General features: G+C 66.1%; 21 protein-coding genes and 1 riboswitch. Of the genes, 9 read left to right on the top strand and 12 right to left on the bottom strand.

What is annotated here, in order from left to right; genetic code table 11:
- Positions 1-4: 4 nt before the first annotated feature.
- The 10 genes from B5X78_RS06690 to ilvC form a co-directional block, all read right to left on the bottom strand.
- Positions 5-343 (bottom strand): low molecular weight protein tyrosine phosphatase family protein, encoded by a 339-nt coding sequence (locus B5X78_RS06690; RefSeq protein ID WP_079723650.1) that lies wholly within the window; start codon positions 341-343, stop codon positions 5-7.
- Positions 340-1032, bottom strand: a complete 693-nt coding sequence (locus tag B5X78_RS06685; protein ID WP_079723649.1) for an aspartate/glutamate racemase family protein — start codon at positions 1030-1032, stop codon at positions 340-342. The genes B5X78_RS06690 and B5X78_RS06685 overlap by 4 nt, the downstream gene beginning before the upstream one ends.
- An 85-nt stretch (positions 1033-1117) precedes the next feature.
- Positions 1118-2206 carry a 3-isopropylmalate dehydrogenase gene (gene leuB, locus B5X78_RS06680; RefSeq protein WP_079723648.1) on the bottom strand — a complete coding sequence of 363 codons (1089 nt, stop codon included), beginning with the start codon at positions 2204-2206 and terminating at the stop codon, positions 1118-1120.
- Positions 2196-2777: a 3-isopropylmalate dehydratase small subunit gene (gene leuD / locus B5X78_RS06675; RefSeq protein WP_079723647.1), complete on the bottom strand. Its 582-nt coding sequence runs from the start codon at positions 2775-2777 to the stop codon at positions 2196-2198. The genes leuB and leuD overlap by 11 nt, the downstream gene beginning before the upstream one ends.
- A complete protein-coding gene (gene leuC / locus B5X78_RS06670; protein WP_079723646.1) occupies positions 2777-4201 on the bottom strand; it encodes a 3-isopropylmalate dehydratase large subunit in 1425 nt (474 codons plus the stop codon). The genes leuD and leuC overlap by 1 nt, the downstream gene beginning before the upstream one ends.
- A gap of 17 nt (positions 4202-4218) precedes the next feature.
- A complete protein-coding gene (locus B5X78_RS06665) occupies positions 4219-5766 on the bottom strand; it encodes a 2-isopropylmalate synthase (RefSeq protein ID WP_079723645.1) in 1548 nt (515 codons plus the stop codon).
- Between the two features lie 12 nt (positions 5767-5778).
- Entirely contained in the window at positions 5779-6885 is a 1107-nt protein-coding gene (locus tag B5X78_RS06660; RefSeq protein ID WP_079723644.1) for a threonine dehydratase, read from the bottom strand.
- A 114-nt stretch (positions 6886-6999) separates the two neighbouring features.
- Positions 7000-7245 carry an ACT domain-containing protein gene (locus B5X78_RS06655; protein WP_079723643.1) on the bottom strand — a complete coding sequence of 82 codons (246 nt, stop codon included), beginning with the start codon at positions 7243-7245 and terminating at the stop codon, positions 7000-7002.
- On the bottom strand, positions 7229-8953 hold the full coding sequence (gene ilvG / locus B5X78_RS06650; protein ID WP_079723642.1) for an acetolactate synthase 2 catalytic subunit: 1725 nt from the start codon (positions 8951-8953) through the stop codon (positions 7229-7231). Before ilvG ends, B5X78_RS06655 begins: the two co-directional genes overlap by 17 nt.
- Positions 8950-9963, bottom strand: a complete 1014-nt coding sequence (gene ilvC / locus B5X78_RS06645) for a ketol-acid reductoisomerase (RefSeq protein WP_079723641.1) — start codon at positions 9961-9963, stop codon at positions 8950-8952. Before ilvC ends, ilvG begins: the two co-directional genes overlap by 4 nt.
- Positions 9964-10377: 414 nt before the next feature.
- Here ilvC and ilvD point away from each other — a divergent pair, with 414 nt between their 5' ends.
- Both ilvD and B5X78_RS06635 read left to right on the top strand, forming a co-directional pair.
- On the top strand, positions 10378-12219 hold the full coding sequence (gene ilvD / locus B5X78_RS06640; RefSeq protein ID WP_079723640.1) for a dihydroxy-acid dehydratase: 1842 nt from the start codon (positions 10378-10380) through the stop codon (positions 12217-12219).
- A 98-nt stretch (positions 12220-12317) separates the two neighbouring features.
- Positions 12318-13142, top strand: a complete 825-nt coding sequence (locus B5X78_RS06635) for a PhnD/SsuA/transferrin family substrate-binding protein (RefSeq protein ID WP_139381430.1) — start codon at positions 12318-12320, stop codon at positions 13140-13142.
- On the opposite strand, the gene B5X78_RS06630 is transcribed toward B5X78_RS06635, so the two are convergent.
- Positions 13139-15133 carry an alpha/beta hydrolase family protein gene (locus tag B5X78_RS06630; RefSeq protein ID WP_229730838.1) on the bottom strand — a complete coding sequence of 665 codons (1995 nt, stop codon included), beginning with the start codon at positions 15131-15133 and terminating at the stop codon, positions 13139-13141. The genes B5X78_RS06635 and B5X78_RS06630 overlap by 4 nt on opposite strands.
- 109 nt (positions 15134-15242) lie before the next feature.
- A riboswitch (TPP riboswitch) is annotated at positions 15243-15343 on the top strand.
- Positions 15344-15461: 118 nt separating this feature from the next.
- Between B5X78_RS06630 and thiC the strand changes: the two genes are divergently transcribed.
- The 4 genes from thiC to B5X78_RS06615 all read left to right on the top strand — a co-directional run bounded on the left by thiC (position 15462) and on the right by B5X78_RS06615 (position 18960).
- On the top strand, positions 15462-17378 hold the full coding sequence (gene thiC, locus B5X78_RS06625; RefSeq protein ID WP_079723637.1) for a phosphomethylpyrimidine synthase ThiC: 1917 nt from the start codon (positions 15462-15464) through the stop codon (positions 17376-17378).
- A gap of 116 nt (positions 17379-17494) precedes the next feature.
- A complete protein-coding gene (locus B5X78_RS06620) occupies positions 17495-18100 on the top strand; it encodes a DUF4136 domain-containing protein (protein ID WP_079723636.1) in 606 nt (201 codons plus the stop codon).
- A complete protein-coding gene (locus B5X78_RS18605) occupies positions 18097-18267 on the top strand; it encodes a hypothetical protein (protein ID WP_176140790.1) in 171 nt (56 codons plus the stop codon). The genes B5X78_RS06620 and B5X78_RS18605 overlap by 4 nt, the downstream gene beginning before the upstream one ends.
- 6 nt (positions 18268-18273) lie before the next feature.
- Entirely contained in the window at positions 18274-18960 is a 687-nt protein-coding gene (locus B5X78_RS06615) for an ion channel (RefSeq protein WP_079723635.1), read from the top strand.
- Between the two features lie 113 nt (positions 18961-19073).
- Here B5X78_RS06615 and ppa read toward each other — a convergent pair whose 3' ends face one another.
- A complete protein-coding gene (ppa, locus tag B5X78_RS06610; RefSeq protein ID WP_079723634.1) occupies positions 19074-19610 on the bottom strand; it encodes an inorganic diphosphatase in 537 nt (178 codons plus the stop codon).
- 211 nt (positions 19611-19821) lie between these two features.
- Here ppa and B5X78_RS06605 point away from each other — a divergent pair, with 211 nt between their 5' ends.
- From B5X78_RS06605 to B5X78_RS06595, 3 genes are all read left to right on the top strand, one after another.
- Positions 19822-20613: a lytic transglycosylase domain-containing protein gene (locus B5X78_RS06605; protein WP_079723633.1), complete on the top strand. Its 792-nt coding sequence runs from the start codon at positions 19822-19824 to the stop codon at positions 20611-20613.
- A gap of 98 nt (positions 20614-20711) precedes the next feature.
- Entirely contained in the window at positions 20712-21215 is a 504-nt protein-coding gene (locus B5X78_RS06600) for a hypothetical protein (RefSeq protein ID WP_079723632.1), read from the top strand.
- A gap of 107 nt (positions 21216-21322) precedes the next feature.
- The gene (locus tag B5X78_RS06595; RefSeq protein ID WP_079723631.1) at positions 21323-21841 is read left to right on the top strand and encodes a CcdC protein domain-containing protein; all 519 of its coding nucleotides are present in this window, start codon (positions 21323-21325) and stop codon (positions 21839-21841) included.
- The last annotated feature ends 6 nt before the right edge of the window (positions 21842-21847 follow it).

Raw genomic sequence — 21847 nt, 5'->3', positions numbered from 1 at the left:
CGATTCACCCGCGATCGGCTGGCAGAAAGCGCGGCACCTTGGCCCGCAGCAGCTTGACCAGGTCCGGGTCCATATAGCTGTAGTCGTCGGGGATGTCGAGGCAGATCACACGCTGGCCGTTCAAGTGCTGCTTGAACCGGCTGGACAGCTTGTTCCGATGCGCACGCTCCATCACGAACACCAGCTGCGACCAGGCCAGCAGTTCCGGTGTGAGCGGATTCTCCGCATCCTGGTTCAGGCCTGCCGACGACGTTTCGATCCCCGGCCAGTCCGCGAACACCTGTTCGGCAGTAGGACTGCGCAGCCGGTTCTGGCTGCACAGGAACAGCACCCGCAGGCTCACGCCGACAACGCCATGTCGGCGGTGGCCGTGGCGTGCAGCCGGGTCGTGTCGAACAGCGGCACGCTGGCGTCGTCCGCGCCCACCAACAACGAGATTTCCGTGCAGCCCAGGATGATGGCGGTCGCGCCTTGCGCCACCAGCCGCGCCATGATGCCGCGATATGCCTGGCGCGAGACATCGGACACCACGCCCTGGCACAGCTCCTGATAGATCACGCGATGCACGGTGTCGCGATCATCGGCCTCGGGGATCACCACCTGCAAACCCCTGGCCGCGAGCCGATCCCGGTAGAACGCCTCTTCCATGGTGAAGCGCGTGCCCAGCAGGCCGACCACCGAATGTCCGGCCTGGGTGATCGCTGTCGCGGTGGGGTCGACCACATGCAGGACCGGGATGGCGATGGCCGCCTCCACCTCGTTGACCACCTTGTGCATGGTGTTGCTGCAGATCACCAGGAAATCGGCGCCTGACGCTTCCAGTCCGCGCGCGACTTCGGCCAGCAATGCGCCGGCCTGGTCCCAGTCGCCGCTGCGCTGCAACCGTTCGTAATCGTCGAAGTCCACGCTGTGCAGCAGTACGCGCGCCGAGTGGAAACCGCCCAGGCGCTGGGCGATGGTCTGGTTGAGGATGCGGTAGAAGGGAATCGTCGATTCCCAGCTCATGCCGCCGATCAGGCCGATGGTCTTCATGCGTGCAGTCTAGCCACAGAAGGTCGTGGCGTGTGCGAGCGCGCATCGGCCGGGCAGCGCTGGCGCCGCCCGGCCTGGTATGGCCTCAGTCGCGCAGATCCGCCACGTAGCAATGCTCTTCCAACTGCGCGATCACCGCCTCGGCAGCGGCCGTGGTCGAGATGCCGCGCCCGCCCGGGGCCAGATCATTGGTGAAGGCCTGCGCATTCAAGGCCGCATCCACCGCGCGTTCGATGCAGGCCGCCTCATCTTCCCATCCCAGCGAATGCCGCAACAGCATCGCGCAGCTGAGGATGGTGGCGTAGGGATTGGCGATGCCCTTGCCGGCGATATCCGGCGCCGAGCCATGGATCGGCTCGTACAGGCCACGCTTGCCGTCGCCCAGTGAGGCCGACGGCAACAGGCCCAGCGAGCCGGCCAGCATCGAGGCTTCGTCGGTCAGGATGTCGCCGAACATGTTCTCGGTGACGATCACATCGAACTCGCGCGGCTTGGACAGCAGGTGCATGGCCATCGAATCGACCAGCACATGTTCCAGCCGCACGTCCGGAAATTCCTCGCGGGCGATGCGGCTGGTGACGTCGCGCCACAGCCGCGAGGTTTCCAGCACGTTGGCCTTGTCGACCGAGGCGACGAAGCCGCGGCGCTGCCGGGCCAGGCGGAAACTGCTGCGCACCACGCGCTCGATTTCCTCCACCGTGTAGCGGCATAGATCACTGGCGCTGTCGGCATCGCGGGTCTTGTCACCGAAGTAGATGCCGCCGGTCAGCTCGCGCACCACCAGGATGTCCACGCCGGTCAGCAGGTGCGGCTTGATCGGCGAGGCATTCAAGGCGGCCGGGTGCGGACGCACCGGGCGCAGGTTGGCGAACAGACCCAGGCCTTTGCGCAGGGCCAGCAGGCCCTGTTCCGGGCGCACCTTGGCATTCGGATCGGACCACTTGGGTCCACCGACTGCGCCCAGCAGAACCGCATCGGCGCGCTGGCAACCGGCCAGGGTGGCGGCCGGCAGCGGCTCGCCATGACGATCGATGGCGATACCGCCGATGTCGTATTCGTTGAAGACCAGATCATGGCCGTGGCGGTCTGCCACTTTGCGCAGCACCTTGATGGCGGCGGCGGTGACTTCCGGACCAATGCCGTCGCCTGGCAGGACGGCGATTTCACTGTGCATAGCGGGTGTCCTCGTAATGTTCGATATCGGCCTGGCGGGCCAGCAGGTAGCCCAGTTCGTCGACGCCTTCCAGCAGGCAGGTCTGGGCGAAGGCGTCCAGCGGGAAGGGATACGTGCGGCCATCGGGCGTGCGCAGTTCGCAGGCGGCCACGTCGATCAGCAGCTCATCGTCGGGACGTTCCATCAGCTTCTGCACGTCCTCTTCGGCCAGCACAACCGGCACCAGGCCGTTCTTCAAGCTGTTGTTGCGGAAGATGTCGGCAATCTCGCTGCTGACGATGGCGCGCAAGCCCAGATCCACCAGCGCCCACGGTGCATGCTCACGCGAGGAGCCGCAGCCGAAGTTGCGCCCAGCCAGCAGGATCTGGCGATCCGCATTGGCGGGCTGGTTGAACGGGAACTCCGGATTCGGCGCGCCATCGGCCTGCCAGCGCCAGTCATTGAACGCGTGCCTGCCCAGCCCCGAACGCTCGGTGGTGGACAGGAAGCGCGCCGGAATGATCTGGTCGGTATCGATGTTGGTCTGGCGCAGGACCACGCTGCGCGAGCGCAATTGCTGGAAGCCACTCATCACGCCACCTCCTTGTGCGCGGCAAACAAATCGCGCGGGTCACTGACTTTTCCATTCACCGCCGCCCAGGCCGCGCTCAGCGGCGAGGCCAGCAAGGTGCGCGAACCCGGTCCCTGGCGGCCTTCGAAATTGCGGTTGCTGGTGCTTACCGCCAGCTGGCCGGGTGCGACCAGATCGCCGTTCATGGCGATGCACATCGAGCAGCCCGGCTCGCGCCATTCGGCGCCGGCGGCACGCACGATGGCATCGATGCCTTCGGTCTCGGCTTCGCGCTTGACCTGTTCGGATCCGGGCACGACCAGCATGCGTACGCGTGCGGCGACGTGGCGATCGCGCAACACTGACGCCACTTCACGCATGTCGCTCAGTCGACCATTGGTGCACGAGCCGACAAACACCACGTCCACCGGCGTACCCGCCAGCGCGTGGCCGGCATCCAGGTGCATGTAATCCAGCGCCTTGCGCGCAGCCGCGTCATTGGCGGCGGGAATGGGCAGGTCCACCGCGATGGCCGTGCCAGGATGCGTGCCCCAGGTCAGGGTCGGGCGGATGTCGGCGGCATCGATGCGCACCTCGCTGTCGAAACTCGCGCCGTCTTCGCTGTGCAACTGGTTCCAGGCCTGCACGGCCGCCTCGAACGCCGCACCCTTGGGCGCACGCGGGGCCTTGGCCAGCCAGTCGAAGGTGGTCTGGTCCGGCGCCACCATGCCGGCACGTGCGCCGGCTTCAATCGACATGTTGCACAGGGTCATCCGCTGCTCCATGTCCATCGCGCGGATGGTCGAGCCGCGGTATTCGATCACATGGCCGGTGCCGCCGTTGACGCCAATCACGCCGATGATGTGCAGGATTACGTCCTTGGCGCCCACGCCCGGCGCCAGTTCGCCTTCCACGCTGATCGCCATCGATTTGGGCTTGCGCTGCAGCAGGCACTGGGTGGCCAATACGTGGCCGACTTCGCTGGTGCCGATGCCGAACGCCAGCGCACCGAATGCGCCGTGGGTGGAGGTGTGGCTGTCGCCGCAGACGATCGTCATGCCCGGTTGGGTGAAGCCCAGCTCCGGTGCAATCACGTGGACGATGCCGCGGTGATCGGAGTTCATGTCGAACAGTTCGATGCCATGCGCGGCGCAGTTGCGCGCCAGCGTGTTGACCTGGGTTTCGGCGGCCGCGGTGTAGTAGGGCAGCTTGCCGTCGGCGCCGGCCGGCAGGGTCGGGGTGGAATGATCCATCGTCGCCTTGGTGCGATCCGGGCGGCGTGGCTTCAGGCCGCGCGACGCCAGTTCGGTGAAGGCTTGCGGCGAGGTGACTTCGTGGATCAGGTGCAGATCGATATACAGCACCGCGGGTGCGGTGCTGGTTTCAGGCGTGACGACGTGGGCGTCCCACAGTTTGTCGAACAAGGTGCGTGGCGCGGAGGTCATGCTGGGATTCCTGGTGGTCATGCGACGGCGGCTTCAGTGGTCTCGACGCGGCGCTGGCGCAGCAGGCGGTTGGCCACGTCCAGCCAGGCCAGCGCGCTGGCTTCGATGATGTCCTTGCTGGTGCCGGTGCCCTGGTATTCGACACCCTCGCTGCGCACCGACAGGCTGGCTTCGCCACGCGCATCGGCGCCGATGCCGACGCTGTGCACCTGGTAGCTTTCCAGCTGCAGCTGCACGCCGGTGGCCGCCGACAGCGCGCCAAACAAGGCGTCGACCGGGCCATTGCCCTGCGCGGTCTCGGCAATCCGGTTGCCCTCGGGATCCGACAGTTCCACCAGTGCGTTGGCGCGGCTGCCGACGTCGCTGATGGTCATCGAGGACAGGCGATAGCCGTCACTGACCGAGGCATCCTGCATCAGCGCCTGCAGATCGGCGTCGCCGACCACCCGCTGCTTCTCGCACAGCGCCTTGAACTGCTCGAACACCAGCTTCAGTTCGTCTTCTTCCAGCCAGTAGCCCAGCGCACGCAGGCGCTGCTCCACCGCGGCGCGGCCACTGTGGCGGCCCAGCACCATCTGCGAGGCCGGCCAACCCACGTCCTGCGGTTCCATGATTTCGTAGGTGCCGCGATGACGCAGCATGCCGTGCTGGTGGATGCCGGATTCGTGCGCGAAGGCGTTGGCGCCGACAATGGCCTTGTTGCGCTGCACCGGCATACCGACCAGCCGCGACAGCAGCTGCGAGGTCGGCACGATCCGGCGCGTATCCACGCGCGTACCCAGGTTGTAGAACGCGTTGCGCACCTTCAACGCCATCACGATTTCCTCGATGGCGCAGTTGCCCGCGCGTTCGCCGATGCCGTTGATGGAACCTTCCACCTGGCGCGCGCCGCCTTCGATGGCGGCCAGCGAGTTGGCCACGGCCAGGCCCAAATCGTTGTGGCAATGCGTGCTGAAGATCACCCGGTCGGCGCCCGGCACCTGCGCGATGACGCGCTCGAACATGCCGCGGATTTCTTCCGGCGTGGTGAAGCCCACGGTGTCGGGCAGGTTGATGGTGTTGGCGCCGGCGGCAATGGCCGTGGCGACGACCTGATGCAGGAAGTCTTCCTCGGTGCGGGTGGAGTCTTCGGCCGAGAATTCGACATCGTCGATATGGGCGCGCGCCATCGTCACGTGCTTGTGTACCGACTCCAGCACCTGCTCACGACTCATCCGCAGCTTGTGCTCGCGGTGCAGCGGGCTGGTGGACAGGAACAGGTGAAGGCGCGGACGCGCCGCCGCCTGCACGGTGCGCAGCGAGGTCTCGATGTCGGCGGCCAGGCAGCGCGACAGCACGGCCAGGGTGGTGTCCTTCAGATCGCGGGCGATCAGCGCGTGGGCTTCGCGGTCGGACTGCGAACTGGCCGGGAAGCCGGTTTCAATTACGTCCACACCCAGATCGGCCAGGCCGCGCGCCATCACCAACTTCTGCTGGGGGGTCATGCTGCAACCGGGCGATTGCTCGCCGTCACGCAGGGTGGTGTCGAAGATTCGAACGTTTTCAGTAGTGGTGGGAATGTTCACCAGCGGGATTCCTTATACGACAGTGGCAACGCGGCGGGAGCGGGGCGGCGGCGGGGCCAGGGAAAGAGTAGAAGCGGGAGCGGCCTTGGCGGGCGGGCTAAGTGCAGGCTCGCCTTCGCGGTTGCGTCGGCGCGGCTTGCGCGGTGGGCGCGGACGCACGTCGGACAGCAACTGCGCCAGCACGCTGGCGTCGATGTTGCCGCCGGACACCACCGCGCATTTGCGCTTGCCGGCTACGCGCCGGCCGGCGGCCAGCGCCAGCGCGCCGGCGCCCTCGGCGATCACATGTTCTTCCAGCGCCAGCCGCACCACGGTCTCGCGCAGCTCGGCTTCGCGCACGATCACCACGTCATCCAGCAACTGGCTGCACAGGCGGCGGGTCAGGAAGCCGGGCACCTTGACGCGCACGCCGTCGGCCAGCGAGGCGACCGGATCGCGCGCCGCGATGTCGCCGCGGATCGCGCGGGCCATCGAGTCCACGCCTTCCACCTGCGCGCCAATCACGCGCACGCCCTGCGACTTCAGCGCCAGTGCCACGCCGGAGGCCAGGCCACCGCCACCGATCGGCACGATCACCACGTCCGGCGCGAACGGCGCGATTTCGATGCCGACCGTGCCCTGGCCCGCGATGACATCGGGGTCATCGAACGCCGACAGGAAGCGGTAGCCGTTCTGTTCGGCCAGCTCGCGCGCAAACGCGAAGGCCTCGTCATAGCTGTTGCCGTGTTGGCGCACGGTCGCGCCCCAATGGGCGACGCCGGCGATCTTGGTCGCCGGTGCGCCGTGCGGCATCACCGTGATCGCCTGCACGCCCAGCCGGTAGGCCGACCACGCCACGCCTTGCGCATGATTGCCGGCCGAGGCACAGATGACCGGACGGCGGTCACCGCGTTCGTGCCCGGCCAGCAGCGCGTTCAACGCGCCGCGCACCTTGTACGAACCGGTGCGCTGCAGGTTCTCCAGTTTCAGCAGGACGCCAAAGCGTTCGGCATTGTGGATGGGAGTTACGGGCAGGTAGCGGCGCAGACGAGCCTGCGCCGCCAGAACATCAGCCACGCCTACGCGAACGTCACCGACGTCCGGCTCTTCGTTGGCGGGGGCGCGGCCGGCGTCAGGCATTTGCGAGGCCGGGACAGAGAACGCACGGATTGAGCGGAAGTCGGCGCGACCTTCCGAGAACCGACCTCCGTGCCGCTCGCGTTGTGCGCAGCGCGCGGAAAGGGTGGGCGACGCTCACGACGCCGCCTCCACTTCCGTGATCTCGACCGACTCGCAGTCGTAGATCTTCTGCATCTGCAGGCGCAGGGTTTCCGGCGGACGCTGGCCGTCCACCACCAGCTGCAGGCGCCAGCGGCCATCGGCCATCGCCGGCTCGCCGTTGATCGCACGCGGGGTGAAGCCGCGCCGTTCGGCCATGCCGATCACGCGCGTCAGCGCGCCCTCGGCGGGTTTCAACACCAGGTCAAGCCGGTATCGCATGAGAGGAAGGCTCCGGACTCTGCTTGGCGGGATTGGCGTCCAACATGGTGCTGTTGGCGTGATTGGGTGGCACCAGCGGCCAGACGTTGGCCTTGATGTCGATGGCGACGTGCAGCAGCGCCGGACCGGGCTGGGCCAGAAGATCAGCCAGCGCACCGTCGACCTGGTTGCGCAGATCAATGCGTTGGGCCGGGATGCCGAACACCCGCGCCAGCGCGGCGAAGTCGGGGTTGTCCGACAGATCGATTTCGCTGTAACGCTCGGCGAAGAACAGCTCCTGCCACTGCCGCACCATGCCCAGCGCGCTGTTGTCCAGCAGCACGATCTTCACCGGCAGCTTGCAACGGGCGATGGTGGTCAGCTCCTGCACGTTCATCATGAAGCTGCCGTCACCGCTGACCAGCACCACCGTGCGATCCGGACAGGCGAACTGCGCGCCCATCGCCGCCGGCAGGCCAAAGCCCATGGTGCCCAGTGCACCGCTGGTCAGGTGATTGCGCGGATCACTGAACTTGCAGTGCTGGGCCACCCACATCTGATGCTGGCCCACGTCGCAGGCGATGATGGTGTCGGCCGGCGCCACTTCGCACAGGCGCTTCAACAGGGCCGGCGCATAGATGTCGCTGCCCGGAGCGTCGTAGCGGAAGCCATGCCGTTCGCGATTGCCGGCGCAACGCTTGCGCCATTCCTCGCAGGTGCTGCGCGCCGCGCTCAGCGTGCGCAGACCTGCGGCGACGTCGCCGGGGATGGCGATGTCGGCGCTGCGCAGCTTGGAGATCTCGTACGCGTCGGCATCCAGATGGATCACGCGGGCGAACGGCGCGAACTCGGCCAGCTTGCCGGTGGCGCGATCATCGAAGCGCGCACCGACCACGATCAGCAGATCCGCTTCCTGCACCGCCATGTTGGCCGCGCGCGTGCCGTGCATGCCCAGCATGCCCAGAAACTGCGGGTGGTTGCCGGGCAGCGCGCCCAGGCCACGCAGGGTCAGCACGGTCGGGATGCGGGTGGCGTCGACGAACTGGCGGAAGGCTTCCACGCCCTCGGACAGCGAGATGCCGCCGCCGCCGTAGATCACCGGCTTCTCCGCGCCGGCAATCGCCGCCAGGGCTTCGGCCAGCTTGGCATCGGCCGGCGCCGGTTGCGGGTCCACCGCCGCCGGCACGTGATCGGGCAGATGCGAGGCATCGGCCATCTGCACGTCCTTGGGCAGATCGATCAGCACCGGGCCGGGCCGGCCTTCGCGCGCAATGCGGAAGGCTTCGCGGACCATCTCCGGCAGATCGTCGACCCTACGCGCGACAAAGCTGTGCTTGACGATCGGCAGGGTCAGGCCGAACACGTCCAGTTCCTGGAACGCGTCGGTGCCCATCAGCGGCGTTGCCACCTGTCCGGTCAGGCAGACCATCGGCACCGAGTCCAGCATCGCATCGGCGATGCCGGTGACCAGGTTGGATGCGCCCGGGCCGGACGTGGCCACGCACACGCCGACCCGACCGCTGGCGCGGGCATAACCATTGGCGGCCAGTGCCGCGCCCTGTTCGTGCCGCACCAGGATGTGCTTCAAGCCTGAATCCACCAGCGCGTCATAGAACGGCATGATGGTGCCGCCCGGGTAACCGAACAGCGTGTCCACGCCCTCGGCTTCCAGGGCGTGGGTCAACCAGCGGGCGCCATTGCGTTGAGCAGTGGCAACGGTGGCGTTCATGCAGCGGCGGCCTGTTGTTCTGTATCGGGCTGGGAAGCATTGGCCTGCAGCCACACCATCTTGGCGCGCAGGCGCTTGCCGACGACTTCAATCGGGTGATCCAGATCGGCCTGCTTGAACTTCTTGTAGTTGGGCAGGCCGGCTTCGTACTCGGCGATCCAGTTCTTGGTGAAGGTGCCGTCTTGGATGTCGGTCAGCACGTCCTTCATGCGCTGCTTGGTGCTGGCGTCGATCACGCGCGGGCCGCTGACGTAGTCGCCGTACTGCGCGGTCTCGGAGACGAATTCCAGCATGCGGGTGATGCCGCCTTCGTAGAACAGGTCGACGATCAGCTTCAGCTCGTGCAGCACTTCGTAGTAGGCGATTTCCGGCTGGTAGCCGGCTTCCACCAGGGTCTCGAAGCCGGCCTGCACCAGCGAGGACGCACCGCCGCACAGCACGGCCTGCTCACCGAACAGATCGGTCTCGGTCTCTTCCTTGAAGGTGGTCTTGATGATGTTGGCGCGCGCGCCACCCAGGCCGCCGGCATAGGCCAGCGCCAGCGCTTCGGCCTGGCCGCTCTGGTCCTGGTAGACCGCGTAGATGCAGGGCACGCCGCGGCCGATTTCGTATTCGCGGCGGACCAGCGCGCCCGGGCCCTTGGGCGCGACCAGCACCACGTCCAGGTCTTCGCGCGGGGTGACCAGGCCGTAGTGGACGTTCAAGCCGTGCGCAAACAGCAGGCAGGCGCCTTGCTTCATGTTGGGCGCCAGCACCTCGTTGTAGAGCTGCTTCTGCACCATGTCCGGGGTCAGCACGGCGACCAGGTCGGCGTCCTTGACCGCATCGGCCGGCGCCTTGACCACGAAACCATCGGCCTGGGCCTTGGCTTCGGTGGGACCGCCCGGGCGCAGGCCGACGGTGACGTCGAAGCCGGACTCGCGCAGGTTCAGCGCGTGCGCGCGGCCCTGGCTGCCGTAGCCGACGACGGCGATCTTCGGTTGCGGGAGATTCTGCGATGCGGTGGTCATGGTGCCGGTTTCCTTGAAGTCTTGGGTTGGATGGAATTACTGGGAAAAGAACTGCAGGAAAAAACTCGTGCAACAAAAAACCCCGCACTTCTCAGTGCGGGGTTTTGCGAATCTGGCGTTGCTTGTTGCTTACACGCCGGTTCGTCCCGCACCTGTTGGCGAGGTAATAAGGACGACGACGACAAGGTTCTCAACCGCCGGGCGGGCGGTGGGCGAGGTCTTGGTCAGGGGCGTGTGCAGTTGCAACATGAGGCAAGAGAAACACGTGGGCAGAAAGCTTGTCAAGCAGGGCTGCGAAATTTTCTGTAATGTCCCGATGACCGGCCGAATCAATGCGTTGATGGTTGCAGCTGCAACCATGCACGCACCCCGCGGAACCCGCCGGCGCCGTCCGCATCATCCCCACGCAGAACCATGCCTCAATACCGATCCAAGACCTCCACCCACGGGCGCAACATGGCCGGCGCCCGCGCGCTGTGGCGCGCCACCGGCATGAAAGATGACGACTTCCAGAAGCCGATCATCGCCATCGCCAACTCCTTCACCCAGTTCGTCCCGGGCCATGTGCACCTGAAGGATCTCGGCCAGCTGGTCGCCCGCGAGATTGAACGTGTCGGCGGCGTGGCCAAGGAATTCGACACCATCGCGGTCGATGACGGCATCGCCATGGGCCATGACGGCATGCTCTATTCGCTGCCCAGCCGCGAAATCATCGCCGACTCGGTCGAATACATGGTCAATGCCCACTGCGCCGATGCCCTGGTGTGCATTTCCAACTGCGACAAGATCACTCCGGGCATGCTGATGGCGGCCCTGCGCCTGAATATCCCCACCGTGTTCGTCTCCGGCGGACCGATGGAAGCCGGCAAGACCCGGCTGGCCGATCACAAGCTGGATCTGATCGACGCCATGGTGATGGCCGCCGATCCCAATGCCACCGATGAGCAGGTGGCGGCGGTGGAGCGCAGCGCCTGCCCGACCTGCGGCTCGTGCTCCGGCATGTTCACCGCCAACTCGATGAACTGCCTCACCGAGGCTCTCGGTCTGTCTCTGCCCGGCAACGGCACCACCCTGGCCACGCATGCGGATCGCGAGCAGCTGTTCCTGCGCGCGGGCCGCCTGGCAGTGGAGCTGTGCCATCGCTGGTACGGCGGTGAAGATCCGCGCGCGCTGCCGCGTGGCATCGCCACCTTCGAAGCCTTCGAGAATGCGATGACCCTGGACATCGCCATGGGTGGCTCGACCAACACCATCCTGCATCTGCTCGCCGCAGCGCAGGAGGGCGAAGTGGATTTCGGCATGCGCGACATCGATCGCCTGTCGCGGCGCGTGCCGCAGCTGTGCAAGGTCGCGCCGAACACGCAGAAGTACCACATCGAAGACGTGCATCGCGCCGGCGGCATCATGTCGATCCTGGGCGAGCTGGCGCGCGGCGGGCTGTTGCATACCGACGTGGCCACCGTGCATGCCAAGACCCTGGGCGATGCCATCGAGCGCTGGGACGTGACCCTGACCCGCGACGAGCACGTGCACACCTTCTTCAAGGCCGGACCGGCCGGCATCCCGACGCAGGTAGCTTTCAGCCAGGCCACGCGCTGGCCGTCGCTGGATGTTGATCGCGCCGAGGGCTGCATCCGCAGCGTCGAGCATGCGTACTCAAAGGAAGGTGGCTTGGCCGTGCTGTACGGCAACCTCGCCGTGGATGGCTGCGTGGTGAAGACCGCGGGCGTGGATGAGTCCATCCATGTCTTCGAAGGCCCGGCGCGTGTCTATGAAAGCCAGGACGCGGCGGTGCTGGGCATCCTTGGCAATCAGGTGCGGGCCGGCGACGTGGTGGTGATCCGCTACGAAGGACCGAAAGGTGGCCCGGGCATGCAGGAAATGCTGTACCCCACCAGCTATCTGAAATCCAAGGGCCTGGGCAAGCAATGCGCCTTGCTCACCGATGGTCGCTTCTCCGGTGGCACCTCGGGACTGTCGATTGGCCATGCTTCGCCGGAAGCGGCGGGTGGTGGTGCGATTGGGCTGGTCCGGGATGGCGATCGCATCCGCATCGATATTCCCGCGCGTTCCATCAACCTGCTGATCGACGATGCCGAGTTGCAGCAGCGCCGCACCGAACAGGATGGCAAAGGCTGGAAGCCCGCCGAAGTGCGTCCACGCAAGGTCAGCACGGCGCTCAAGGCCTACGCCTTGCTGGCCACCAGTGCCGACAAGGGCGCGGTGCGGGATCGCGCGTTGTTGGACGGCGTTTGAGTCTGGCGCGCTGGCCGGTGCGCAGAGCGAACGCCGCGACGGTGGCGGCGAACCGTCGCTGGTGGCCGCGTTTGGCGGTAACTGCGGGCGGAGTCGCGGTGCTTGCACTGTCGTTGGTGGCCGCACCGGCCATGGCCGTCGACGCGCCCGCGCTCGTTGTGGCCACCTATGCCTATCCGCATCGCGATCGCGCCGCGTCGATCCGGCCGCTGGCCGAATACCTGGGCGAGACCTTGCAGCGGACCATCGAAGTCCGCGTCCTGGCATCACCCACGGCGCTGGTGCAGGCGATGCAGGACGGCCAGGTCGATGTGGCCGTGCCCAACCTGTATGGCTATTTGCTTGGCACGCGCGAGGGCAGTCCGTTGCAGGCACTGCCGGTGCCGGAGGTACCGCCGGATCATGCGCAGCGATACCGTTCGGTCATCGTGGCCCGCCAGCCGATGACGATGCAGCAACTGGCGGCGCGCGCGCGCCAGTTGCGGTTGGGTCTGGTCGGACGAGATTCGGCATCCGGCGGCTTCGTGCCCTTGGCGGGCCTGCGTGGGGTCGGCGTCGACAGCGGCGACTTCGCCAGTGTGGCGTATGCGGGTTCGCACTCGGCGGCGTTGCACATCCTCGGCGACAGGCAAGTGGATGTGGTGGGTTTGGCAGCCGACGAATTCGACAACACCGCGCGCGGCGGCCTGTACGAAATCTGGCGATCACCGGTGATTCCGCCGGGACCCTTGCTGTGCCGCGGATCGCAGTCGACTTCCTGCGACGAGGTTGCCGCCGCACTGCTCGTCGCCGGCCAGCGCGATCCACGCGTCATGGCCGGGCTGCGCGCTGGCTGGCCGGAGTTCGGCGATGCGCAGCGCCTGGTGGCAGCGCCCGTGCAGGCGTTGCAGGCGCTGCAGGCTGACGTGGTGCCGGTTCGCTAATCCGCCGCGCCGGCCTGGCCGGCGTGCGCCCCGATGTGCCGATCCAGAAAAGCTTCCAGGCGGCGGTAGAAGGCAATGTTGTTCTTGTCTTCGTAAAAGCCGTGGCCTTCCTTGGGCACCGCCATCCATTCCGGCGCGTTGCCGCTGCTTTCCAGCGCGGTCTTCATTGCCTTGGCTTGCGCAAAAGGCGTGCGCTGGTCGGCCTCGCCATGAGCGATCAACACCGGCACCTTGATGCGCGAAGCTACGCCCGTGGGGGAATTGGCCTTCAGATCGCCGGCATCGGTACCGATGGTGCGATTCAAGTAATTCAGGCCGTAGTTGTAAGTACGGGTGTCGCCCTTTGCGTACATCATGTTCAAGTCGTACAGACCGGCCAAGCCCGCGGCGCACTTGAACAAGCCGGGCTCACGCGCCACCACCATCATGGCCGAGTACGCACCAAAACTGGCTCCATAGGAACAGATGCGTGCGGGATCGGCCTGGCCTTGCGCGATGGTCCAGCGCACGCCATCGATCAGATCCTGTTGCACGCGCTTGCCCCATTGGCGGTAACCCAAGGTTTCAAATCGCTCACCGCGACCCAGCGATCCGCGGTAATTGACCTGCAGCACCAGGTAGCCACGGCTGGCCAGAAACTGGGCGTCGTTGTCGTAAGCCCAGGCGTCACCCCAGACATGCGGGCCACCATGCGGCAGCAGCACCATCGGCAGGTTGCGCGGCGTTTCCACCCCGGCCGGCACGGTCAGGATGGCCTCCAGTTCCAGGCCATCGCTGGCCTTGAATCGGAACGGGCGGCGTTCGCCCATTCGCGCTTCGTCGATGCCTTCACGGCTGGCCAGGATCGCTTCCAAGGTGCTGCGCTGCCGGTCGAGCAGATACCAGGTGCCGGGATCGCGGTCGCTGTAGGCATGCAGCAATGACATATTGCCGTCCTGGCTGTGGCCGGTGTACCTGATGAACTTGCCGGGGATCGCATTGCCGATCGCCTCATGCAAGGTGGCATCGCGGGCGTTTGGCTCGAAATAGGTCCAACGCGGCTTGCCGGCGCCCAGTGATGCGGCAATGGGTTGGTAGGGCAGGGAACGCCACTCCACAGCAGCCACGGACGAGAACCCATCCTGCAACAGCACCGTGCGTTGTTGACCTTCCGGCGTGGCGGTCACCACCTGGCTGGGGCCGCCGCTTTCGCTGTAGTAGGCAAACACGCGCGTGCCATCGGCGTTGAAGGCGAACGGCACGAACTTGCCGCCGATTTTTCCGGCATCCAGCGGCAGCCACTCCTTGCCCTGCGCATTGGCCTGGTACAGCAGGTACACGTCGTTGTCGTCCGTGCCGTAGGCGTAACGCGGCACGCCTTTGTCGTCGATCACAAACGAAAGATCCTTGACCGGTATGTCGGCGATCAAGCGCGCCGTCTTCATCTCGGCGTCGACGTCGTAGAGTTGCGAGCGCGATGTGCTGCCGGCGCGGCGCATATAGAAATGGCCGTTGGGCTGGTGCGGACCCCCGGCGACAAACCCAAAGCCTGGCTCCAGACTGGAGGTACGCAGCGAACGCTCCTGGCCAAAGATGTAGTCCTGGTTTTTGCCATCCACGTCGGTAGCGATGATCTCGCCGAGTGCGTAGGGCTCTTCGCGGCCCCCAAACTTGCGGCCTTTGCCAAGCACCAGCCGTTTGTTGCTGACCCACATGGTCTCGGTTGGCAACTGATAGCGCGGCAGGCGCAGCACGGCCGTCTGCTTCATGCCTTCCACGCGATAGATCAGCAGCGCATGGTTGCCTTCGCCCAGGTCGGCGGACACGGCCACATGCTTGCCATCAGGTGACAACCGTGGATTGGACAGCGCGTTGCCCTTGGCGAACGCTTCAACCGGCACACGCTCAGACCCGGTGGACGCGCTGGAATCGTTGTTGGCGGCGTGCGCGTGCGAAACAGACAGCACGACCCAGACGGCGGCGCAAAGCGCCTGTTGCATCCTTGAACGCATGACATCCCTGGCTCATTGTTCCCCTGGGCTAGCCTAGCCAGTTGGACCCTGCGGCGCCAGTTCCTCCCTCCTGTTCACATGACAGCTTCGCCGTTTGGTTGTCTAATAGCGGCCGAAGCGGGGGTATCAGCGGCCAGGCCGGTGATTGAGACAGACCCTTCGAACCTGATCCGGTTGAGACCGGCGTAGGGAAGCTTCGCAGGATGCGGCCGGGGGTGGACCCCGCAGGGCAGGATCACATCGTGATCCCCGCCCGCGATTCCTTTTCAGGATCGCAGCCGTTCCCCGCGCCGCCGCTTCGTCCCGTAGCCGACCCAGGACGATGCCGATGAACGCCGTACCCTCCCGCCTCTTGCAGGACACCCAGCAGCTGTCCGAAACGGTCACCCGGCCGATTCCCGGCTCGCGCAAGATCTTCGTCGAAGGTTCGCGCGCGGATCTGCAGGTGCCGATGCGCGAGATTGTGTTGAGCCGCACGCCGACCCTGTTCGGCGGCGAGGAAAACGCGCCGGTCACCGTCTACGACACCTCCGGCCCCTATACCGATCCGGACGCCACCATCGATCTCGCTGCGGGCCTGTCGGCATTGCGCGCGCGCTGGATCGAGGAGCGCGGCGACACCGAACAACTGTCCGCGCTGAGTTCGGAATTCGGCCGTTCGCGCGAATCCAATGCGCGCCTGGACGCCGTGCGTTTCCCCGCACGCGTGCTGCCGCGCCGCGCCAAGGCCGGCGCCAATGTCAGCCAGATGCACTACGCCCGCCGCGGCATCGTCACCCCGGAAATGGAGTTCGTGGCCATCCGCGAAAACCAGCGCCTGGAAGCGCTGCGCGAGCAGCTGCTGGCCAATCCCAAGCTCAACGGCAAGGGTGCGCGCGACCTGCTGTTCCAGCATCCGGGCCAGAGCTTCGGCGCCAACATCCAGTCGCTGATCACGCCGGAATTCGTCCGCGATGAAATCGCCCGCGGCCGCGCCATCCTGCCCAACAACATCAACCACCCGGAAAGCGAGCCGATGATCATCGGCCGCAACTTCCTGACCAAGATCAACGCCAACATCGGCAACAGCGCGGTGTCCTCCGGCATTGCCGAGGAAGTGGAGAAGCTGGTGTGGGCGATCCGCTGGGGCGGCGACACCGTCATGGATCTGTCCACCGGCAAGCACATCCACGAAACCCGCGAATGGATCATCCGCAACTCGCCGGTGCCGATTGGCACCGTGCCGATCTACCAGGCGCTGGAAAAGGTCGACGGCCGCGCCGAGGAACTGACCTGGGAAATGTTCCGCGACACCCTGATTGAGCAGGCCGAGCAGGGCGTGGACTACTTCACCATCCATGCCGGCGTGCTGCTGCGGCATGTGCCGCTGACCGCCAACCGGGTCACCGGCATCGTCTCGCGCGGTGGCTCGATCATGGCCAAGTGGTGCCTGGCGCATCACAAGGAGAACTTCCTCTACACCCACTTCGAAGACATCTGCGAGATCATGAAGGCCTACGACGTGGCCTTCTCGCTGGGCGACGGCCTGCGTCCGGGTTGCATTGCCGATGCCAACGACGCCGCCCAGTTCGGTGAACTGGAAGCGCTCGGTGAGCTGACCAAGATCGCCTGGAAGCATGACGTGCAGACCATGATTGAAGGCCCCGGCCACGTGCCGATGCAGCTGATCAAGGAGAACATGGACAAGCAGCTGCGCGAGTGCGGCGAAGCGCCGTTCTACACCTTGGGGCCGCTGACCACCGACATCGCGCCCGGCTATGACCACATCACCTCGGCGGTGGGCGCGGCGATGATTGGCTGGTTCGGCACCGCCATGCTCTGCTACGTGACGCCGAAGGAACACCTGGGCCTGCCCAACCGCCAGGACGTGCGCGACGGCATCATGGCCTACAAGATTGCGGCACACGCCGCCGACCTGGCCAAGGGCCATCCGGGTGCGCAGGTGCGCGACAACGCCTTGAGCAAGGCGCGCTTCGAATTCCGCTGGGAGGATCAGTTCCATCTCGGCCTGGACCCGGAGAAGGCGCAGGAATTCCACGATGAAACCCTGCCCAGGGACGCGCACAAGGTGGCCCACTTCTGCTCGATGTGCGGGCCGCACTTCTGTTCGATGAAGATCACCCAGGACGTGCGCGACTACGCCGCCGAGCATGGCATGGACGAAGCGCAGGCGCTGGAAGAGGGCATGGCCGAGAAGTCGGCGCAGTTCCTGGCGCAGGGCGCGCAGGTGTATCACCGTGATTGAACGTGAGGGAAGCGCGATGCAAGGCTGAAGCCTGCACATCGCGTTCACGCCGGCAGGCCTTGCTTTCCTGCCGGCGTCGGGGCGACGCTGGCGATACCAGGACAGGAGGGATCCCCATGACCCGTTTCATCGCCCGCTTCGCCCGACTCGCGCCGTTGGCAGCGCTGTTGCTGCTGACGGCCTGCGTCAGTTCCCCGCGTATCACCAGCGAGGCCGACCCCAATGCCGACTTCGCACAGTACAAGACCTTCTCGTTCTACTCGCCGCTGGCGATCGACAGCAATGGCTACGCCACCCTGACCGGATCGCGACTGAAAGCCGGCGCACGCGCGCAACTGGAAGCGCGCGGCTACGTCTACGACGAGAAATCGCCCGACCTGTGGTTGAACATCAACGCCTACATGCAGGAAAAGACCGACGTGGTCAGCATGCCGAACGTGGATTACGACTACTACTACAGCTATCGCGCGCGCCGTTACGTGTCGGTGCCGTACTGGTATGACGAGACCCGTGTCTATCAGTACACCGAGGGCACACTGAACTTCGACCTGGTCGATGCCAAGCGCAACATGCTGGTCTGGGAGGGCATCGCCGTGGGTCGCGTGGCCAACGCCAAACCGGCCGATCGCGCCGCCCGCATCGACAAGGCGGTGGTCGACATCTTCGCCCGTTATCCGTACCGCGCCGGCAGTGGCACGCCGGCCGTGGCGGTGCAGCCATGAAGGGCGCCTCCAGCGCAGCCAAGGCCGGCATCGGCTTTGGCACCGCCCTGGCCATCACCATTTCCTGGTCGGCCAACCATTCGCTGCTGTGGGCGGTGATCCATGGCTTGCTGTCATGGATCTACGTGGTGTATTACGCGCTGGTGTACCACTTCAAAGCGGTCTGAGCCCCCATGGCACTTCCCTGGCTGCGCTGGGCGGTGATTGCGCGCCGACATCCCTCGGCCCTGCTGCTGACCGTGCAGCTGGCCGGCATCCTGCTATATCCGCTGATGGAGACGGCGCCCGGCGGGCGCGCCATCTTTGGTGCATTCGGCATCCTGGTGCTGGCCTTGGCTCTCTGGGTGGTCAATCGCGGTCCCACCAGTTTGTGGGTGGCGCTGTTGCTGGCGGTGCCCTCGGTCATCCTGTCGCTGCTGGCAGCGGCGCTGGGCAACGTGCATCTGCAGATCGTCGCGCACCTGCTGGAAAGCGCGCTGTACTTCTACACCGCCGGCAGCCTGACCGCCTACATGCTGCAGGACCATCGGGTGACTTCCGATGAGCTTTATGCCGCCGGCGCTACCTTCACCCTGCTGGCCTGGGGTTTCGCGTTCGCGTTTTCGGTGTGCCAGCAGTGGTATCCGGGCAGTTTCATCGCCGCCGTGCATCCGGAGCAACCGCGCACCTGGATGGAATTGCTGTTCCTGAGTTTCAGCCTGCTCTCGGGCGTGGGCCTGAGCGACATCGTCCCCGTCCAGCCGCAGGCGCGCGCGTTGGTGATGCTGGAGCAGTTCGCCGGGGTGATGTACATCGCGCTGGTGGTGTCGCGCCTGATTGGGCTGACCACCTTGAAGATGAGCGGACGCAAGGATCTCTGACGCGCGGACTTCGCCGTACCTCCATCCGCCCTGCGGGCGCCTTCCCCCGGTGGCGGAAGGGAACAAAAAAGCCCGCGCTTGGCGGGCTTTTTCGTGACCGCTGGCGCGGCGGATTACTTCTTCAGTTCAGCGAAGCGCTGCATGGCTTCCACCAGCACCGCCTTGGCGTCGGCGGCGTTGGCCCAGCCGTCGATCTTGACCCACTTGCCCTTCTCCAGATCCTTGTAGTGCTCGAAGAAGTGGCCGATGCGTTCCAGCCAGTGCGGGCTGACCTGGTCGATGTCGGAGATGTGCTTGTAGCCGGAGAACACCTTCTCCACCGGCACGGCCAGGATTTTCTCGTCGCTGCCGGCCTCGTCGGTCATGCGCAGCACGCCGACCGGGCGGCAACGGATCACCGAGCCGGGGATCAGCGGCAGCGGCAGCACCACCAGCACGTCGGCAGGGTCGCCGTCGCCGCACTGGGTGTTCGGCACGTAGCCGTAGTTGCAGGGGTAGCGCATCGGGGTTGAAAGGATGCGGTCGACGAAGATCGCGCCGCTTTCCTTGTCCACTTCGTACTTCACCGGCTCCGAATCCTTCGGAATTTCGATGATGACGTTGATTTCTTCCGGCGGGTTCTTGCCGGTAGAGACGTGGTCCAGACCCATGAGGCTTTGCTCCAGAAACAGTTGCGATGACAGGGGAGCGAATTCTACGCCCCTTCCTGTTGCGGCGCAGCAGGCCACATTCGTGCCCCTTCCCCCGCAGGCGGGGGAAGGGGCGTGACTGCGTCCCCGTTTCCAGCCTTCCCGCAGGCGGGGAGGGAGCAATGGAGACTTCCACGCACTGCTCAGCCAGCCAAGCCTAGAATCCGCGCCGATGACTCCCCTTGCCGCCGCCACCCGCCTGCTGCTCCTGGCCTGCCTGGCCGGCGGCTGCATCGCGCCGGCGCAGGCGCGCACGGTCTACCGCTGCGTGCGCGATGGCACGGTCAGCCTGGCCACCGCGCCGGAGCCGGGCTCGAAGTGCCAACCGCGGGAGGTCGATGACAACGCCGTGAGCCTGCCCAACCTGTGGGGAAAGATGGGGGTGTTCAGCGGCGTGCTCTACGAGCGCGAGCAGGACGGGCAACTGGTGTACAGCACGCGCAAGCTGCCCGGCTCGCGCGAATACCTGCGCTTCACTGTCGCAACGCCACCGGGCGAGCCAGCCCATGCCGGTCTGGGCAAGGTTGGCAAGCCGCGGCTGGACATGTACCCCAAGGATTTCCGCCGCGCGGCACGCAAGACCGGCGTCGACGACGCCTGGCTGCGCGCGGTGGCGCATGCCGAGAGCGACTTCAACGCCCAGGCGGTGTCGGCCAAGGGCGCCAAGGGCGTGATGCAGCTGATGCCCGAGGTGGTGAGCGAGTACGGGGTCACCGATCCGTTTTCCTCCGCGCAATCGATCGACGCCGGCGCTCGCCATATGAAGGGGCTGATGCGTCGCTACCAGGGCGACCTGAGCCTGGTGGCGGCGGCCTACAACGCCGGCATCGGCACGGTCACCCGCTACGGCGGGGTACCGCCCTATGCCGAGACGCAGGAGTACGTCAGCAAGGTCACCGCGCTGTACGAACTCTATCTGCGCGCGATGGGACGCAAGGCCGCGCCGGAAACGCCCGCGCATTAGCCCGCGCGTGCGCGGCGCCGCGCCTTCACCCGGTTTTCGGATGCGCCGTCCTATCGTGCCTGCATACGCTGGCAGGCAGTCCAGCGCAGGAGAGCACCATGAAACGTCGTGTATTCAGCGCGCCGGATCTGGGAACGGCCGAGCAGGCGCTGGGCGCCGCCTTGCGCCTGGGCATCCGCCCCGGCCACGCAGCGGTGCTGGCGCAGTCGGACATCGAAATGAACCAGGTGCCCGATGCGGAGAAGGAAAGCTCGCCCACCGACTTCATGCCGGCCGCGCGCCGCGGCATCGTCGGCGGCGCGATCATCGGGTTGATCGCCGGCCTGATTGGCATGTTCGTGCCCTCGATTGGATTCCACTTCGCGGGCGCGGTGATCACCACCATCGTCGGCGCGATTGTCGGTGGCTGGGCGGCGGCGTTGGCCGGTTCGTCCGTGCCCAGCGAACCGCGCCGGGATTTCCAGCGGGAAATCGAATCCGGGCAGTTGCTGGTGGTCATCGACGAAGAGGACGAAGCCCTGCTCGATCGCGCCAGCCAGGCCATTGCCGCCACCGGCGGCATGCGCCCGCTGAAGCAGATACCGCACGGCTTGCTGAGCTGATCGGCCCGGGCGCCGGCCCGGGCGCGCCGCAAAGAGGTGACAACTGACACTAGGTAAGTGGTGGCATGGGCACGTACCTTTTGCGCATCCACTCTGGAGCCGCTTCGATGCCCGCCGCCACCTTGCCTGCCCTGACGCCGTTGCTCGCCACCGCCGGCATCGGCTGGATCATGTACCGCCGCATCCGCCGCAGCTTTGGCCGGCAACCCTGGCAGCCCAAGCGCACCGTGTTCCGGCTGGGCCTGATGATGCTGCTGCTGGCTTTCCTGATGTTCGGCGCGGTGTTCATGCCCGCGGTGCGGCTGGGCGTGGGTCTGGGCCTGGTCGCCGGCTTGGCCCTGGGTGCCTTGGCCCTGCAGCTGACGCGGATGGAATGGCATGAAGGTCGTCCCACCTACGTGCCCAATGCGTGGATTGGCGGCGTGCTCACCTTGTTGCTGGTGGGCCGACTGGCCTGGCGCTGGTCGCAGGGTGCGTTTGCCGACGGCGCCGCGGCGACCGCGCAGCAAGCCAGTCCGCTGACCATGGCCTTTGCCGGCATGCTGGTCGGCTACTTCCTGCTGCTCAACAGCGGTCTGCTCTGGCGCATGCGGCAATTGCGCGACGCGTCGCGCGGCGAGCTCTGAGTGTGA

The organism is Pseudoxanthomonas indica (assembly GCF_900167565.1).
GTDB classification, from domain to species: domain Bacteria; phylum Pseudomonadota; class Gammaproteobacteria; order Xanthomonadales; family Xanthomonadaceae; genus Pseudoxanthomonas_A; species Pseudoxanthomonas_A indica.
The sequence above is the reverse complement of the archived record's forward strand: the minus strand, read 5'-3'. Positions and strand labels throughout refer to the sequence as shown.

Bases quoted from the DNA above. Each gene is read 5' to 3' on its own strand.
- B5X78_RS06685 (WP_079723649.1), bottom strand. From the start codon at position 1,032: ATGAAGACCATCGGCCTGATCGGCGGCATGAGCTGGGAATCGACGATT.
- B5X78_RS06595 (WP_079723631.1), top strand. From the start codon at position 21,323: ATGCCCGCCGCCACCTTGCCTGCCCTGACGCCGTTGCTCGCCACCGCC.
- ilvG (WP_079723642.1), bottom strand. From the start codon at position 8,953: ATGAACGCCACCGTTGCCACTGCTCAACGCAATGGCGCCCGCTGGTTG.
- B5X78_RS06605 (WP_079723633.1), top strand. From the start codon at position 19,822: ATGACTCCCCTTGCCGCCGCCACCCGCCTGCTGCTCCTGGCCTGCCTG.
- ppa (WP_079723634.1), bottom strand. From the start codon at position 19,610: ATGGGTCTGGACCACGTCTCTACCGGCAAGAACCCGCCGGAAGAAATC.
- B5X78_RS06660 (WP_079723644.1), bottom strand. From the start codon at position 6,885: ATGCCTGACGCCGGCCGCGCCCCCGCCAACGAAGAGCCGGACGTCGGT.
- leuC (WP_079723646.1), bottom strand. From the start codon at position 4,201: ATGACCTCCGCGCCACGCACCTTGTTCGACAAACTGTGGGACGCCCAC.
- B5X78_RS06655 (WP_079723643.1), bottom strand. From the start codon at position 7,245: ATGCGATACCGGCTTGACCTGGTGTTGAAACCCGCCGAGGGCGCGCTG.
- thiC (WP_079723637.1), top strand. From the start codon at position 15,462: ATGAACGCCGTACCCTCCCGCCTCTTGCAGGACACCCAGCAGCTGTCC.
- B5X78_RS06615 (WP_079723635.1), top strand. From the start codon at position 18,274: ATGGCACTTCCCTGGCTGCGCTGGGCGGTGATTGCGCGCCGACATCCC.
- ilvC (WP_079723641.1), bottom strand. From the start codon at position 9,963: ATGACCACCGCATCGCAGAATCTCCCGCAACCGAAGATCGCCGTCGTC.
- ilvD (WP_079723640.1), top strand. From the start codon at position 10,378: ATGCCTCAATACCGATCCAAGACCTCCACCCACGGGCGCAACATGGCC.
- B5X78_RS06620 (WP_079723636.1), top strand. From the start codon at position 17,495: ATGACCCGTTTCATCGCCCGCTTCGCCCGACTCGCGCCGTTGGCAGCG.
- leuD (WP_079723647.1), bottom strand. From the start codon at position 2,777: ATGAGTGGCTTCCAGCAATTGCGCTCGCGCAGCGTGGTCCTGCGCCAG.
- B5X78_RS06600 (WP_079723632.1), top strand. From the start codon at position 20,712: ATGAAACGTCGTGTATTCAGCGCGCCGGATCTGGGAACGGCCGAGCAG.
- B5X78_RS18605 (WP_176140790.1), top strand. From the start codon at position 18,097: ATGAAGGGCGCCTCCAGCGCAGCCAAGGCCGGCATCGGCTTTGGCACC.
- B5X78_RS06630 (WP_229730838.1), bottom strand. From the start codon at position 15,133: ATGCGTTCAAGGATGCAACAGGCGCTTTGCGCCGCCGTCTGGGTCGTG.
- leuB (WP_079723648.1), bottom strand. From the start codon at position 2,206: ATGCACAGTGAAATCGCCGTCCTGCCAGGCGACGGCATTGGTCCGGAA.